This window comes from Brevundimonas sp., from assembly GCF_036659295.1.
Lineage (GTDB): Bacteria > Pseudomonadota > Alphaproteobacteria > Caulobacterales > Caulobacteraceae > Brevundimonas.
In genome coordinates this window covers 1-12,003 of record NZ_JAVXCU010000073.1, presented here as the reverse complement: position 1 = coordinate 12,003, position 12,003 = coordinate 1, and the positions used below count along the sequence as shown (strand labels likewise).

The 12,003-nt window shown below is 60.6% G+C and carries 14 protein-coding genes; 5 read left to right on the top strand and 9 right to left on the bottom strand.

The features are described 5' to 3' along the window. Window positions 1-46: 46 nt before the first annotated feature. The 5 genes from RSB01_RS11430 to RSB01_RS11410 form a co-directional block, all read right to left on the bottom strand. Window positions 47-853, bottom strand: coding sequence for an inositol monophosphatase family protein (locus RSB01_RS11430; protein WP_332620050.1), 807 nt, complete (start codon window positions 851-853; stop codon window positions 47-49). 136 nt (window positions 854-989) lie between these two features. Further along, window positions 990-1,556, bottom strand: coding sequence for an elongation factor P (efp, locus tag RSB01_RS11425; protein WP_332620049.1), 567 nt, complete (start codon window positions 1,554-1,556; stop codon window positions 990-992). Between the two features lie 125 nt (window positions 1,557-1,681). Further along, window positions 1,682-2,179, bottom strand: coding sequence for a TspO protein (locus tag RSB01_RS11420; RefSeq protein ID WP_332625499.1), 498 nt, complete (start codon window positions 2,177-2,179; stop codon window positions 1,682-1,684). A 94-nt stretch (window positions 2,180-2,273) separates the two neighbouring features. Beyond that, a complete protein-coding gene (gene bfr / locus RSB01_RS11415; RefSeq protein WP_167176828.1) occupies window positions 2,274-2,762 on the bottom strand; it encodes a bacterioferritin in 489 nt (162 codons plus the stop codon). 148 nt (window positions 2,763-2,910) lie between these two features. Then, window positions 2,911-3,096, bottom strand: a complete 186-nt coding sequence (locus RSB01_RS11410) for a (2Fe-2S)-binding protein (protein WP_167176830.1) — start codon at window positions 3,094-3,096, stop codon at window positions 2,911-2,913. Window positions 3,097-3,250: 154 nt separating this feature from the next. Here RSB01_RS11410 and thiE point away from each other — a divergent pair, with 154 nt between their 5' ends. The 3 genes from thiE (at window position 3,251) to RSB01_RS11395 (ending at window position 6,628) form a co-directional block, all read left to right on the top strand. Continuing rightward, window positions 3,251-3,910, top strand: a complete 660-nt coding sequence (thiE, locus tag RSB01_RS11405; protein WP_332620274.1) for a thiamine phosphate synthase — start codon at window positions 3,251-3,253, stop codon at window positions 3,908-3,910. Window positions 3,911-4,019: 109 nt separating this feature from the next. Next, entirely contained in the window at window positions 4,020-5,756 is a 1,737-nt protein-coding gene (locus RSB01_RS11400) for an ATP-binding protein (protein WP_332591124.1), read from the top strand. A gap of 68 nt (window positions 5,757-5,824) precedes the next feature. Further along, window positions 5,825-6,628: a hypothetical protein gene (locus RSB01_RS11395; RefSeq protein ID WP_332620275.1), complete on the top strand. Its 804-nt coding sequence runs from the start codon at window positions 5,825-5,827 to the stop codon at window positions 6,626-6,628. Window positions 6,629-6,842: 214 nt separating this feature from the next. On the opposite strand, the gene eco is transcribed toward RSB01_RS11395, so the two are convergent. The 3 genes from eco to RSB01_RS11380 all read right to left on the bottom strand — a co-directional run bounded on the left by eco (window position 6,843) and on the right by RSB01_RS11380 (window position 9,518). Beyond that, window positions 6,843-7,322 (bottom strand): serine protease inhibitor ecotin, encoded by a 480-nt coding sequence (gene eco / locus RSB01_RS11390; protein WP_332591126.1) that lies wholly within the window; start codon window positions 7,320-7,322, stop codon window positions 6,843-6,845. A gap of 48 nt (window positions 7,323-7,370) precedes the next feature. Then, window positions 7,371-8,558 carry an acetyl-CoA C-acyltransferase gene (locus RSB01_RS11385; RefSeq protein WP_332591127.1) on the bottom strand — a complete coding sequence of 396 codons (1,188 nt, stop codon included), beginning with the start codon at window positions 8,556-8,558 and terminating at the stop codon, window positions 7,371-7,373. 99 nt (window positions 8,559-8,657) lie between these two features. Then, on the bottom strand, window positions 8,658-9,518 hold the full coding sequence (locus RSB01_RS11380) for a thioesterase family protein (protein ID WP_332591128.1): 861 nt from the start codon (window positions 9,516-9,518) through the stop codon (window positions 8,658-8,660). Window positions 9,519-9,623: 105 nt separating this feature from the next. Here RSB01_RS11380 and RSB01_RS11375 point away from each other — a divergent pair, with 105 nt between their 5' ends. Beyond that, window positions 9,624-10,115 carry a helix-turn-helix domain-containing protein gene (locus RSB01_RS11375; RefSeq protein WP_332625498.1) on the top strand — a complete coding sequence of 164 codons (492 nt, stop codon included), beginning with the start codon at window positions 9,624-9,626 and terminating at the stop codon, window positions 10,113-10,115. A 19-nt stretch (window positions 10,116-10,134) separates the two neighbouring features. Here the strand turns inward: RSB01_RS11375 and RSB01_RS11370 are convergent, their stop codons facing one another. Then, window positions 10,135-10,827: a DOPA 4,5-dioxygenase family protein gene (locus RSB01_RS11370; protein WP_332591130.1), complete on the bottom strand. Its 693-nt coding sequence runs from the start codon at window positions 10,825-10,827 to the stop codon at window positions 10,135-10,137. A 163-nt stretch (window positions 10,828-10,990) separates the two neighbouring features. Here RSB01_RS11370 and RSB01_RS11365 point away from each other — a divergent pair. Then, the coding region (locus tag RSB01_RS11365; protein WP_332625497.1) for a CHASE3 domain-containing protein at window positions 10,991-12,003 on the top strand (1,013 nt) is incomplete at its 3' end.

The window sequence follows — 12,003 nt, the reverse complement described above, 5'->3', positions numbered from 1 at the left end:
ATCCCGTATAAGGATGCGCCCTTTAATTTTCAGCGAGGCTGGTAGATCAGGCGCCTTGCAGCACCTTGCGCAGCTTGGCTTGAATTTCCGGGTTACCCGCAACGATGGTTTTGCCCATCTTGGGATCGCCGTCTTGTTCGATGGTGGTGACCAGACCGCCGGCCTCGGTGACCAGCAGGATACCGGCAGCGACATCCCACGGTTGCAGGCCACGCTCGAAGAAGGCGTCGTAGCGTCCAGCGGCCACCCATGCGAAGTCCAGCGAAGCGGCACCCAGACGGCGGATACCGGCAACGCGCTGGCCGACGGCGTGGATGTCCTTGATGGCTTGGGCGTGGCCGGTCTTGCCGATGAAGGGCAGGCCCGTCGCCACCAGCGAGTCCGCCAGTTCCTTGCGACCCGCCAGACGGATACGACCGTCGTTCAGATAGCAGCCCTTGCCTTTTTCGGCCCAGAACATCTCGTTCATGACCGGATTATAGGTCACGCACGCGACGATTTCTGCGCTGCCGTCAGGATGGGTGCGTTGCAGGCCAACCGTGATCGCAAAATGCGGCATGGCGTGCATGAAGTTGGTGGTGCCGTCGATTGGATCGACGATCCACATGTGCGTCTTGTCGGTCCCTTGGACCAGACCACGCTCTTCGCCGAGGAAGCTGTAGCCGGGGCGGGCTTTCATCAGCAGTTCGAAGAGAGTGTCTTCTGCCTTGATGTCGGCAGCGGTGACGAAATCGCCGGGGCCCTTGCGCGATACTTGAAGGTGGGCGACTTCACCGAAGTCACGAAGCATCGGGCGAGCGGTCTTGCGGACGGCGTCCATCATGACCTGAAGAAGTGCGGAACTTAGAGCCATTGGTCGATCTCCTGGTCCGTGCATCCTGTATGTCGAGGGCGAGGCCCCGGATGGACGGAGAAGTCAAAAGGGGTGCGGACCATCCGCACCCCTGTAAGAGTAGTCCTGCCCCAGTGAAGGGGGAAGACGGCGTTTTTTAGTCCGCGCGGCGGACGTATTCGCCCGTCGAGGTGTCGACGATGATTTTTTCACCGGCCGACATGAACGGCGGGATCATGACACGGACGCCGTTTGAAGCCTTGGCAGGCTTGTAGGACGACGAAGCGGTCTGGCCCTTGACGGTCGGCTCGGTCTCGACAACTTCGAGTACGACGTGGTCCGGCAGTTCCAGACCGATCGGACGCTCTTCGTGCATCTCGATGATGACCTTCATGCCTTCCTGCAGGTAAGGGATACGCTCGTCGCCGACCCAGCCCTTTTGCAGTTCGATCTGTTCGTAGGATTCGTCGTCCATGAAGACCAGAGTGTCGCCGTTGTCGAACAGGTAGGAGTAGTCACGCTGTTCCAGGGTGACGCGCTCGACCTTGTCTTCCGAACGGAAGCGTTCGTTCAGCTTGTTGCCGGTTTCGAGATTCTTGGCTTCCACGTTGGCAAAAGCGCCGCCCTTGCCGGGTTTGACGTGGCTGGCCTTGGTTACGACCCACAGACCACCATTGTGCTGCAGGACCATACCGGGCTTGATGGTATTCGCGTTAATTTTCATAGGGAACCGTTCGGGCTCGTTTATGGGCAGGTGGGCGCCGCCCGTTCGGGGCGCTCCAAATCGCCGCGAGACCTAGAATAGATAAGGGCAAATGGCAATGTCAGCCGCCGTTATGGCGGCTATTTCTACGGCTGTTTGATCAAAGCATTGGCCTGTGATGCGGGATCGGCAGCGGCATCCACGTTCAGTTGCCGCGCCTCATAGGCAAAGGCGGCAGCCAGTCCTGCCGAAGTCATGGCTGCCCCGATCTGGCTCCAGCGTTTTTGCGGGCGTGCGGCCAGCCACCAGGCATTGGCGGTCTGGGCCAGCGCCCAAAGGCCCATAGCCGTCGTCTTGCCGCGACGGGCAGGGGCGTTCCAGACCCGCAGAGCCGATAAGGTATTGGAAGAAAATACGGCGGGCACCAGCAGGTTACCGGCCCGTACCTCTCTTTTGACCCGCCGGAACATGGCGCGGGACGAGGGATCGGGGGAGGCTTCCTTGGTCAGTATGGTGATGGTCACGGCAAATCCGGTCACCAGTACGGCTCCAAGGGCGACATGTTTCCAGTCGCGCCCGTCAGCATTGAGCAAATCGCTCGCCTTGCCCCGGGCGGTGTCGATCAAATCGTTAGTGCGGACCATGCGCCTTCCCCCAACTGCCAAGTTACTTAAGGCAAATGAAAAGGCGGCGGAGATGTTCCCCGCCGCCTTTTCATGTCTTGGATCGAGAAGGGGATCAGTGGCCTTCGCCGACGATCTCTTTCATGGCCGATTGCAGATAGTTCTGCTTGCCCATCAACTCGACCAGATTGAGCTGGTTTTCGAGGAAGTCGATGTGGTTCTCGGTGTCCGACAGAATGGTCAGCAGCATGTCGCGGCTGACATAGTCGCGGGCCTGTTCGCACTCGGTAAGGGCATCGCGGGTGGCCAGACGGCTGTCCATTTCCAGTTGCAGGTCGGCTTGCAGGCATTCGATGGGGTCTTCGCCCACCTTGAGTTTGTGCAGGTCTTGCAGGTTGGGCAGGCCGTCGAGGAACAGCACGCGCTTGATCAGCAGATCGGCGTGTTTCATCTCGCCGATCGATTCCTTGTAAATGATGTCGCCAAGGTGGGTCAGGCCCCAGCTCTCGAACATGCGCGCGTGCAGGAAGTATTGGTTCACTGCCGTCAGTTCGTTGGTCAGCACCTTGTTCAGGGTGCGAATGATTGCGGGGTCGCCCTTCATGGCATGCTTCTCCGTTTATGACAGCGGAGAGGGGCCGCTATCTCGTTAAAATGGAGAATAGCACGGGTTTAGGCGTAATGTTTATTTGCGAGTTACTTTCACTGCATTGATAATGCGAGCGTTTTTCACTCTCAGAAGCAGGTGGCGATTACTCGGCGGCTATCGCGAAAGAGTCTTGCGATTCCTGAATCATCTGGCGCATTTCGCAGACGCACTTCGCGCACTGGGCCTGACAGCCCTGCGAGGCGAAAATATCTTTCGGACGCTTGGCACCGGCCTCGATGGCGAAGTGGACGTCGCGGCTGCGGATGCCGTTACAGTTACAAACGTACAAGGCGGTTGACCTGCTCGTTGGTGAGAATGACTCTCTGTATCATGGATTGCGGGTTATGCAAATCATTCTCATTGCCAGACCGCTTTAGCTCGATGCCCGTGCTAATCCGGCCAAAGACGTTGACGCGACCCGCTTATGCGGGCAGGGCGGGGGAATGGCCCGTGAACCGAAAGTCCCGTCTCGCCCCGCTTGTCAGCTTTATCTGATCACGCCTGCGTCCATTGATGATCTGGACGCCTTTGCTGCGCGCCTGGACAAGGCGCTGGGTGCGGGTGAAGTGGCGGCCATGCAGATCCGGTTGAAACCGGCTTCGGATGACCAGATCCGCGCGGCGGTGGCACGGCTGAAGCCTGTCTGTCACGCCCACGGTGTGCCGGTCTTGCTGAATGACCGTCCCGATCTGGCCAAGGCCACGGGCTGTGACGGCGTCCATGTCGGTCAGGACGATGCTTCGGTGGCCGATGCCCGCCGTATGCTGGGCGAGGACGCCATGATTGGTGCCACCTGTCACGACAGCCGCCATCTGGCGATGGAAGCGGCAGAAGCGGGGGCCGACTATGTCGCCTTCGGAGCCTTCTTCCCGACCGAGACCAAGGAAACCACGCATCAGGCGCAAACCGATGTCCTGACCATCTGGCAGGAAACGATGGAAACACCCTGTGTGGCCATCGGCGGTATCACGGTTGAAACGGCGGCTGATATTGCTCGCGCAGGGGCCGATTTTGTGGCCGTCAGCGGCGCGGTCTGGAACCATCCGGATGGCGAAGCCGCAGCGGTACGCGCCCTAACAGACGCTCTGAACACGGCCTATTAATTTCAGGGCTGGGCTAGCTCCGGTACCCGACGGCTTCAGACCCTATTAAAGAGCATGCGATAGACTGCTCACCAAGTAGGGTTATGGCGCGACATGCGCGGGAGCAGTCATGGAAGTCGGGCAGTCCTGGACCGATACGCCGCGCCAGACAGGTGAGAAGGGCGAAACCTCCAGTCTGGGGGCTTCCGTGGCGCGTCTGTATGGACGAAATCCGCCTGCCAACATGACCTTTTTCCGCCGGCCTTTTGCGCTGGTGGGAACTGTCGGGGCCTTGTGCCTGCTGGTTGTGATCTCGGTGCGCTTTATGGCGGCGGGGCCGGGCATTATCTCGACCCTGTGGATCACCAGCGGTGTGGCTGTTGTGACCTGGCTGAAGGGCGGACGGGGTCTGGCCTATAGCGTGGCCTTTGCGGCTCTGGTGTTTATGGCATTGATGGCAGGGGAGTTGATCCTCGGTAATCCGCCGCACCGCGCGATCATTTTTGTCGGCCTGAATCTTTTTGAAATCATGCTGGCCGTGGCGCTGCTGCGGTATGTGTTCCCCAAGCTGGATGTGCATACGGTCAAGGGGCAGGTGAAGCTGATCGTGACCTGCATGATTGCCAGTTTCCCATCGGCGCTCGTGTGCGGGGCCTTGGTGCACCATGGTGCCAGTGACGGTTATCTGGGCGGAGTCCGGATGTGGTGGCTGGGCCACGGGCTGGGCATGTTGATGGTGCTGGCGACGGGGCTTTCGTTGAGTGGCGTTATCAGCGGGGCTGTGGGCGGGATTTCCGTCAGCAGAAAGCACCGGATCGGGCGGCTGGTCGAGGCTGCGGCCATGCTGGTGGTGCTGGTTGGCGCCTCGCTGATGGTGTTCAACTATTCCTTTATGGCCGTGGGCTTTGCAATCTTGCCCTTGCTGCTGCTCATTGCTGTCCGGATGCGTGTGCTGGGCACGGCGGTCGGGTTGCTGGTGGTCAGTGTGATCGCCATCAAGGGCACAATGGCGGGAAGCGGCCCCTATCATAATATGGAGGTCGGGGCGGCGCTGGCCATGGCGCAGATGCTGATCCTGTTCGGCTATTCACCGGTACTGGTCGTGGCGGCCTTGCTGGACGAGCGTGACGCGCTGGCAGAGCGTGCGCGCAGCGGTCGCCAGAAGGCCGAGGAGACATCGGCGGCCAAGTCGCGCCTGCTGGCCAATGTGGCCCACGAGATCAAAAGCCCTGTCGGCGGCATTATCGGCATCGCCGAAATGTGGGCATCGGGGCATCTGGGCGAGGTGACGGCGGCGCAGAAAGACATGGCCCAGATGATGGTGCGCACGGGTCGCCAGATTGAAAATCTGGCCCATGATCTTCTGGATGTGTCGCAAGCGGAATCCGGCGCTGTGCGTATAGAACTGCGCCCGACCGACGTGGCGGGTGTGCTGCATGATGTCAGCCATACGATTTCGATGATGCCGGAAGCCGCAGGGCTGAAGCTGGATATTCAGGTGGCTGAAACTGGCCTGAAGGTCGTGGCAGATTCCCAGCGCCTGACGCAGATCATGGTCAATCTGGGCAGTAATGCCGTGAAATACGGGCGCGACGGCGGGTTTGTCCGTTTCAGCGCCACACGTCGCGAGGACGGGATTATCCGGCTGGCGGTCGAGGATGGTGGACAGGGTCTGACGCCCGAGAAACAGGTCCAGCTGTTCGAGCCGTTCAACCGTCTGGGGCTGGAGCGTTCCTCGATCGAGGGGCACGGCATTGGTCTGGCCCTGTCGAAACGTCTGGCCGAATTGCAAAAGGGTCAGATGGGCGTTGCCTCGGTGCAGGGGCAGGGCGCGTCATTCTGGGTTGAACTACCTGAGGCCTATTAGATTTCACCTTCATACGGATCACGCAAAAGCGTTTCGTCTGCGAGGCCATTCGGGAACATGATGAGCTTATGACTAAGGCCAAGACACTCTATTCTCTCGCGGTTTCGGTCGCGGCCCTTGTAGCGGCGCAGGGGGCACTGGCCCAAAGTGCTCCAGCCCGAAGTGCAGCGCCCACCGCTCAGGAACTGACGCGCGCGTTGAACTCGCGCCCGCCGCAAGCGACGGCAGCACCGGCACCTGTAACGCGGGCAGCTCCGGCTGAGGTGGTACAAAATCCTGTGGTCCGGCCCGCGCCTGTCACCAGACCGGCAACGGCAGCGTCGGCCGTGCGTCCTGCAACGCAGACGCAAGCACCGGCGACCGTACCGGCAGCACGCCTTGCGCCAGCGGCCAGCGCGCCTGTTGCACGCCCGTCTGCGCCCGCACAGGCGCAGGCACCCGTGCCGTCATCTGCACCGGCCACGGCCCCTGTCGCTCCGGCGCGGACTGTGACACCAGCACCCCGCATCATGCCGCTGAACAGTGCCGCCATTGCCGCGTTGCCGTTCCGTATCGACCTGAAGGGCGCACAGATTGTGGAACGTCCCGCAGGGCCATCGGCCAAGGTCTATTCGGTGCGTCGTGGCGATACGCCATTGCTGATGATTTATACCGGCCCGCAATCGGACTATCCGATCTATGGCGGTGACCAGGCCGAGGTTGCGGGGCGTACCAGCATTATCGTCACCGAGGGCATGCGCCGCCGTGCGGTCGAGCACCTGTTCCGCCGCGAGGATGCCCAACCCGCGGATATCCATGTCTGGCTGATGGCTATGGACGGGGCCGACGGTGAGCTTGCCGAGCAGATCGGCCAGACGGTCGATCCGCGCTAGGCGGTACTGCCATAGATGAGCGACCTCGATTTTAGGGGTTGCTGAATCATCAAGACTGACTGATCTTGCAAATCATTCGCAAGATGGAGGTCGCGATGATTATTCTGGGCATCGGCATGTCGCAACTGTCACGCCTTATGAGAAAGGGCGCAGAGGCTGAACCCCTGCGCCCTTCTGAACGTCCTCACCTTCGGGTTATCGAAGGCTCGGTATCTCAGCTCAGTTCGCGAACCTCGCCTGCGCTCCACAAGCGGTAACGCACTTCGACATTCTGCGGCGTGTAGACCACGATCGGCAGGCGCGAGTTGTAACGCACCAAGGTTTGCTGGGGCAGAGTGACGAAAGCCTCGCGCTCTGAACCGGCAGGGCAGGCCATCATGGTCGATGCACCCGGACCGACTTGCGGCAGGACATAGTAGTTATAGCCCCAGCCTTCGGCCGTGCGCTCTTCAAGCTGGCCACCGAGCGTCTGGTTGTTGCAATCGATGGTCTTGGTCTGGCCGATCAGCAGCTCAACCTTGACCGCGTCCTCGTTATCGATGGCGGGCAGGTTCAGGACGTGGCGGGTTTGGCCTGCCACAGCTTGCGGGAAGGCCTTCAGTTGATCCCCATCAGAGGACTGAGCCACCACAACCGGCGTTGCACAGGCCGAAACCGTGAGAGCAGCGACCGCAGCAAGGGCAAAATTACGCATGGGGAGTACTTTGTGTTGTGAAAACATGACGCGATAACGCAAAGCTGGTTAAATTCGTTCCACTGCCATCGAGATGGCTTCGCCGCCTCCTATGCACAGCGAGGCAACGCCGCGCTTCAGGCCTCTGTTCTCCAGAGCGGCCAGCAGCGTAGCCATGATGCGGGCACCCGAAGCGCCGATCGGATGACCCAGAGCGGTGGCACCGCCATTGACGTTCAGCTTGGCGCGGTCGATGCCCATTTCTTTCTGGGCGATCATGGCGACCACGGCGAAGGCCTCGTTGACCTCCCACAGATCGACATCATCAACGCTCCAGCCAGCCTTTTGCAGGGTCTTCTGCATGGCGGGAACCGGAGCGGTGGTGAACAGGCCCGGCTCGTGCGCATGGCCCGAATGGGCGACGACGCGGGCAACAATGTTCAGGCCCAGTGCCTTGGCGGTGCTTTCACGCGCCATCACCAGAGCGGCAGCACCATCCGAGATCGACGAGGCATTGGCAGCGGTGATGCGGCCATCCTTGATGAAGGCGGGACGCAGGGTCGGGATCTTGGCCGGATCAGCCTTGCCGGGTTGCTCGTCTTCGGAAACGGTCACCACGCCCTTGCGGGTTTCGATCTCTACGGGGACGATTTCTTTTTGGAATGCACCCGAGGCGATGGCCGCCTTGGCGCGGTTCAGGCTTTCGATGGCATAGGCGTCCATGTCTTCGCGCGAGAAGCCGTAGGTCTCGGCCGAGCCTTCGGCGAACACGCCCATGGCCTTGCCTTCATAGGCGTCTTCGAGGCCATCCATCATCATGCTGTCGATGATGGTGTCGTGGCCGATGCGGGCACCGCCACGGTGCTTGTTCATCAGATACGGCGCGCCGCTCATGGATTCCATGCCACCGGCGACGATAACGTCTGCGGTACCGGCCAGCAGGGCATCATGCGCCATGGCGGCAGCTTGCAGGCCCGAACCGCACATCTTGTTCAGGGTGGTGGCCTCGACGCCCAGCGGCAGACCGGCACCTAATGCCGCCTGGCGGGCCGGAGCCTGACCCAGACCGGCAGGCAGGACGCAGCCCATAAAGATCTGGTCGATCTTTTCAGGAGCCACACCGGCACGCTCGACAGCGGCCTTAACGGCGGTGCTGCCCAGAGCGGTGGACTTTACGCTGGACAAAGCGCCCTGAAACCCGCCCATCGGCGTGCGGGCATAGGAGCAGATGACGACGGGATCAGCAGGGGTAGTCATGGGTTTGAGCCTTTGGCGGCAAATCACTAGGTTGCGCCTGATTAGGGGGCGCGATGCCCCCGAAGCAAGAGATATGCGGGTAAACTGTTCTCGATTGGCTTAGGCGTGGCCAAGGACTTTGCGTCGCTGGCGCGATGTGGCCAGCACGCTGCCGTCCGCGCCCCATGCAATAGCATCGTCCACGGCCCAGCCGTCAGAGTGCTGGATCAGGCTATATTCAAAATAGGCCCAGCCATCGGGCGCATTCTCGGGCGTTGGCGGCGTCAGGAAGTCATAGCGCAGATCGACGGTCGTCATGATCGGCGGGGTTTCAAAGCCCGTCCATGACGGCGGATACAGCGCATCCAGCAGGTAGCAGAGGCGGATTTCATCCAGCGGTTGGTCGTCACGCATCCTGATCCAGCATCGCTCGACGCGTTTGCCGTCCTTGTTGCCGCCAAATATGTTCGGGCCACTGTCAAATCGATATTCGGCATGTTGGGCAAAGCGCGGCGCAAACGGCCCCTGCATCCCCACACCGACAGGGATGCTGTCGAGGGCAGGGGGCGGCACGGCGCGGTCGTACAGCGCGGCGGCATTGTCGGTGGTGCGGCCAAAGGTGCCGCTGGCATTATGGGTCAGTCGCTCGCCCTGCGCGGCCTGAACGGCGGCATAGGTGATCTGGCGACCTTTTCGCAGCATTTGCGGGATGAACAGCAAGGGCTGACCATAGGTGGCGGCGGCCAGATACTGTACCGACAGGGTTTGCAAAGGGGCGTCGATATCCAGACCCTGACGCATGGCTCTGGCGCACAAGGCCGCTAGCAAGCCCCCGAACGGAAAGCCTTTTTCCGGCGGTAACTGCTGTGGTGCATTCGAGAAATCTTCCAGCATCAGGGCGGACAGTCCGCCGTCAACAGGCGTCAGTTCAAACGCTTTTTGCAGCAAGGCGGTCGAGGAAAGCGACGGATTGTCTGCCATGGGGAGGGCCGATCCAGATACAAATAGGTTTCAATTCGAAACTTACTTGGTCCATTTAAAATCGCAACCCTTGTAAAAATCCTGACGCGGGGTCACTCTATAGGCATGGGACGCACAGCCGATTATTCACGCCAAAGCTGTTCTGTCGCCGGTGCTCTTGAAGTCATCGGTGATCCTTGGACCATGCTTGTGATCCGCGATGCCTTCAACGGTGTGACGCGCTTCGAGCAGTGGCAGGAACATCTGGGTGTGGCCCGCAATGTTCTGGCGGCGCGCCTGAAATCACTGGTGCATCACGGTGTGCTGGAGCCGCGCCTGTATTCCGAACGTCCGCCGCGCAACGAGTATGTGCTGACGGCCAAGGGCAAGGACCTGTACGGCATTCTGGTCACATTGCACGCGTGGGGCGAGAAGCACGTTTATCACGACCAGCAGTCTGGCGTAGTTCTGCGTCACAAGACTTGCGACAGCATTCTGCAACCGCGCATCGCCTGTGGCTGCTGCAACGAGATGGTCCGCCCGCGCGAGGTTCAGGTCATCTATACCGCCGATCGCCCCACCGTCGGCGACATGATGGCCGAGGACGAAGTGGCCTAGTCGCCACTGAGCGCGGTTTTCAGCCTCGTTCCGGCACGATGGTTGGGCGCGTATTGGGCAGGATTTTCTCGATCTCGTGCGCTTCGACATGGCTGGTCATGCGATAGGCGTTTACCGGCTGGGCGCGGTTGATCCACATGGCATAGTCCAGATGATCGGCGCGCGGATCATCTGTGTTTGGATGCAGCAGGATGGTCAGGCCAAGGCTGTTTAGCTGCAACCACGGGATGATGACGGCCAGAAGGTCGTTGGTGAAACCGAAATAGAATGACGGCGTCACATGCGGCCCGCGCGGTTCAAGGTTCCAGTTGCCCAGTTCGACAGGGAAGCGCTCAAGCACCCATTGGCGCAACAGCGCAGCCTTGTGGTGGTTGTCCTCGTCGAAATAGATGTGGGCGTGATAGCTGGCGATACGCGTGAAGGGCTGGGGGCTTTTCGGCAAGGTTTGCTCGTGCGGCCGCAAGGAAACAGGCGCGGTGATGGCCTCGTTCAGGACATCCCCCCATGGTGATTGGCCGACCGATGGAGGCGGGACGTGGGCGGCATAAATGCCTGATGCTGGCGTAGTCGCTTCGGCAGAGGCGGGCTTGGTCATGGTGACGATTGCCGCGGTGGTGGCACCGGCTCCGAGCAAGAGATGGCGGCGGTCCGGCGAGGTAGCCTCGACGCTCGGCTGTACGCTGGCCGCACGGCTCGATGGTTGATGGCGCATTTTGATCCCCTGACCGCAAAAACAGCAGGTAGCCGTATCAAACAGGTTGCGTGCGCCTGCATCAGTTCTTCTGTGGAAACAGGTAGCTTTGCTGAGAGTTTAGAACTTCAGGGCACCCGATACGTTTAGGATGCGTCAAAGATCTGCGGCTATGATGTGATCCATGTTTACGTCTCTGACATCGCGTATCGCCGCCGTGGGTATCATGGTCGCGACGGCCCTATTTGTATTGGTATTGGCGATTGTCGATGCCTCGCGCCAGAGCCGCGAGAGCTTCCAGTGGGTGATGCATTCCAGCCAGATTATTCAGGCTATGGAAGAGACAATGGCTGGTCTGCGCTCGGCCGAATCCGGCCAGCGCGGCTATGTCCTGACCCAGAATCCCGGTTTTGCCCAGTCATTCGATCGCCGTATCGAGGACGCGCGTGCAACCTATGCCGAGCTGTATGAACTGACCAAGGATAACCCGCTCCAGAGCGGCAGGGTGCGCGAATTCGGCAAGCTCATGGACGAGCGTATCGAACTGATGAACACGCCTCTGCAAATGGCTCGCCAGAACGCTTTTGACGAGGCGCGTACGGCGGTGTCCGAAGGGCGCGGGCACGAGACGATGAACTCGCTGGTGCTGATCGCGAGCGACTTCCTCAACGAGGAAGAGCAGCTGCGTGACCAGCGCATCATGGCGGCCGAGCGCCGTCTGGCATGGGGGCGCGGTGTTGCTCTGTTCGGCGGCCCTCTGATTGCGCTGATTACGCTGCTGCTATCGGCTATGGTGATCCGTGGCATCCGCTATCCGACCCGTTTGCTGAACGCGGCGATGAGCCAGTTGGGCCAAGGCGATCTGGATGCCCGTGTGTCCGAGAAAATGGGATCGCGCGAGTTTGACCGTCTGGCCCACGGCTATAATGCTATGGCCGAAAAACTGGAGATGACGGTGGCGGCGCAGGAGCGCAGCAAGGGCGAGTTGCGGCGCGTCCATGATGAGCTTTTGTCCAGCAGCCAGACCCTGAAAGAGCGCGGCGAGGTGATCGAACTGTTGGGGGCCATGTCGCACCGTATGCAGGCCACCCGCACCGATGCCGAACTGGCCGAGGTCATCAGCATCTTTGTACCGCGTGTCATGCCTGACCTGCCCGGCGTGTTGTATGCCTATAATAATTCGCGCAATCTGCTGGT

Coding starts and splice junctions, on each gene's coding strand:
- eco (WP_332591126.1), bottom strand. CDS start 7,322: ATGCGTAATTTTGCCCTTGCTGCGGTCGCTGCTCTCACGGTTTCGGCC.
- RSB01_RS11400 (WP_332591124.1), top strand. CDS start 4,020: ATGGAAGTCGGGCAGTCCTGGACCGATACGCCGCGCCAGACAGGTGAG.
- RSB01_RS11380 (WP_332591128.1), bottom strand. CDS start 9,518: ATGGCAGACAATCCGTCGCTTTCCTCGACCGCCTTGCTGCAAAAAGCG.
- efp (WP_332620049.1), bottom strand. CDS start 1,556: ATGAAAATTAACGCGAATACCATCAAGCCCGGTATGGTCCTGCAGCAC.
- bfr (WP_167176828.1), bottom strand. CDS start 2,762: ATGAAGGGCGACCCCGCAATCATTCGCACCCTGAACAAGGTGCTGACC.
- RSB01_RS11395 (WP_332620275.1), top strand. CDS start 5,825: ATGACTAAGGCCAAGACACTCTATTCTCTCGCGGTTTCGGTCGCGGCC.
- RSB01_RS11420 (WP_332625499.1), bottom strand. CDS start 2,179: ATGGTCCGCACTAACGATTTGATCGACACCGCCCGGGGCAAGGCGAGC.
- RSB01_RS11385 (WP_332591127.1), bottom strand. CDS start 8,558: ATGACTACCCCTGCTGATCCCGTCGTCATCTGCTCCTATGCCCGCACG.
- RSB01_RS11375 (WP_332625498.1), top strand. CDS start 9,624: ATGGGACGCACAGCCGATTATTCACGCCAAAGCTGTTCTGTCGCCGGT.
- RSB01_RS11370 (WP_332591130.1), bottom strand. CDS start 10,827: ATGCGCCATCAACCATCGAGCCGTGCGGCCAGCGTACAGCCGAGCGTC.
- thiE (WP_332620274.1), top strand. CDS start 3,251: ATGGCCCGTGAACCGAAAGTCCCGTCTCGCCCCGCTTGTCAGCTTTAT.
- RSB01_RS11430 (WP_332620050.1), bottom strand. CDS start 853: ATGGCTCTAAGTTCCGCACTTCTTCAGGTCATGATGGACGCCGTCCGC.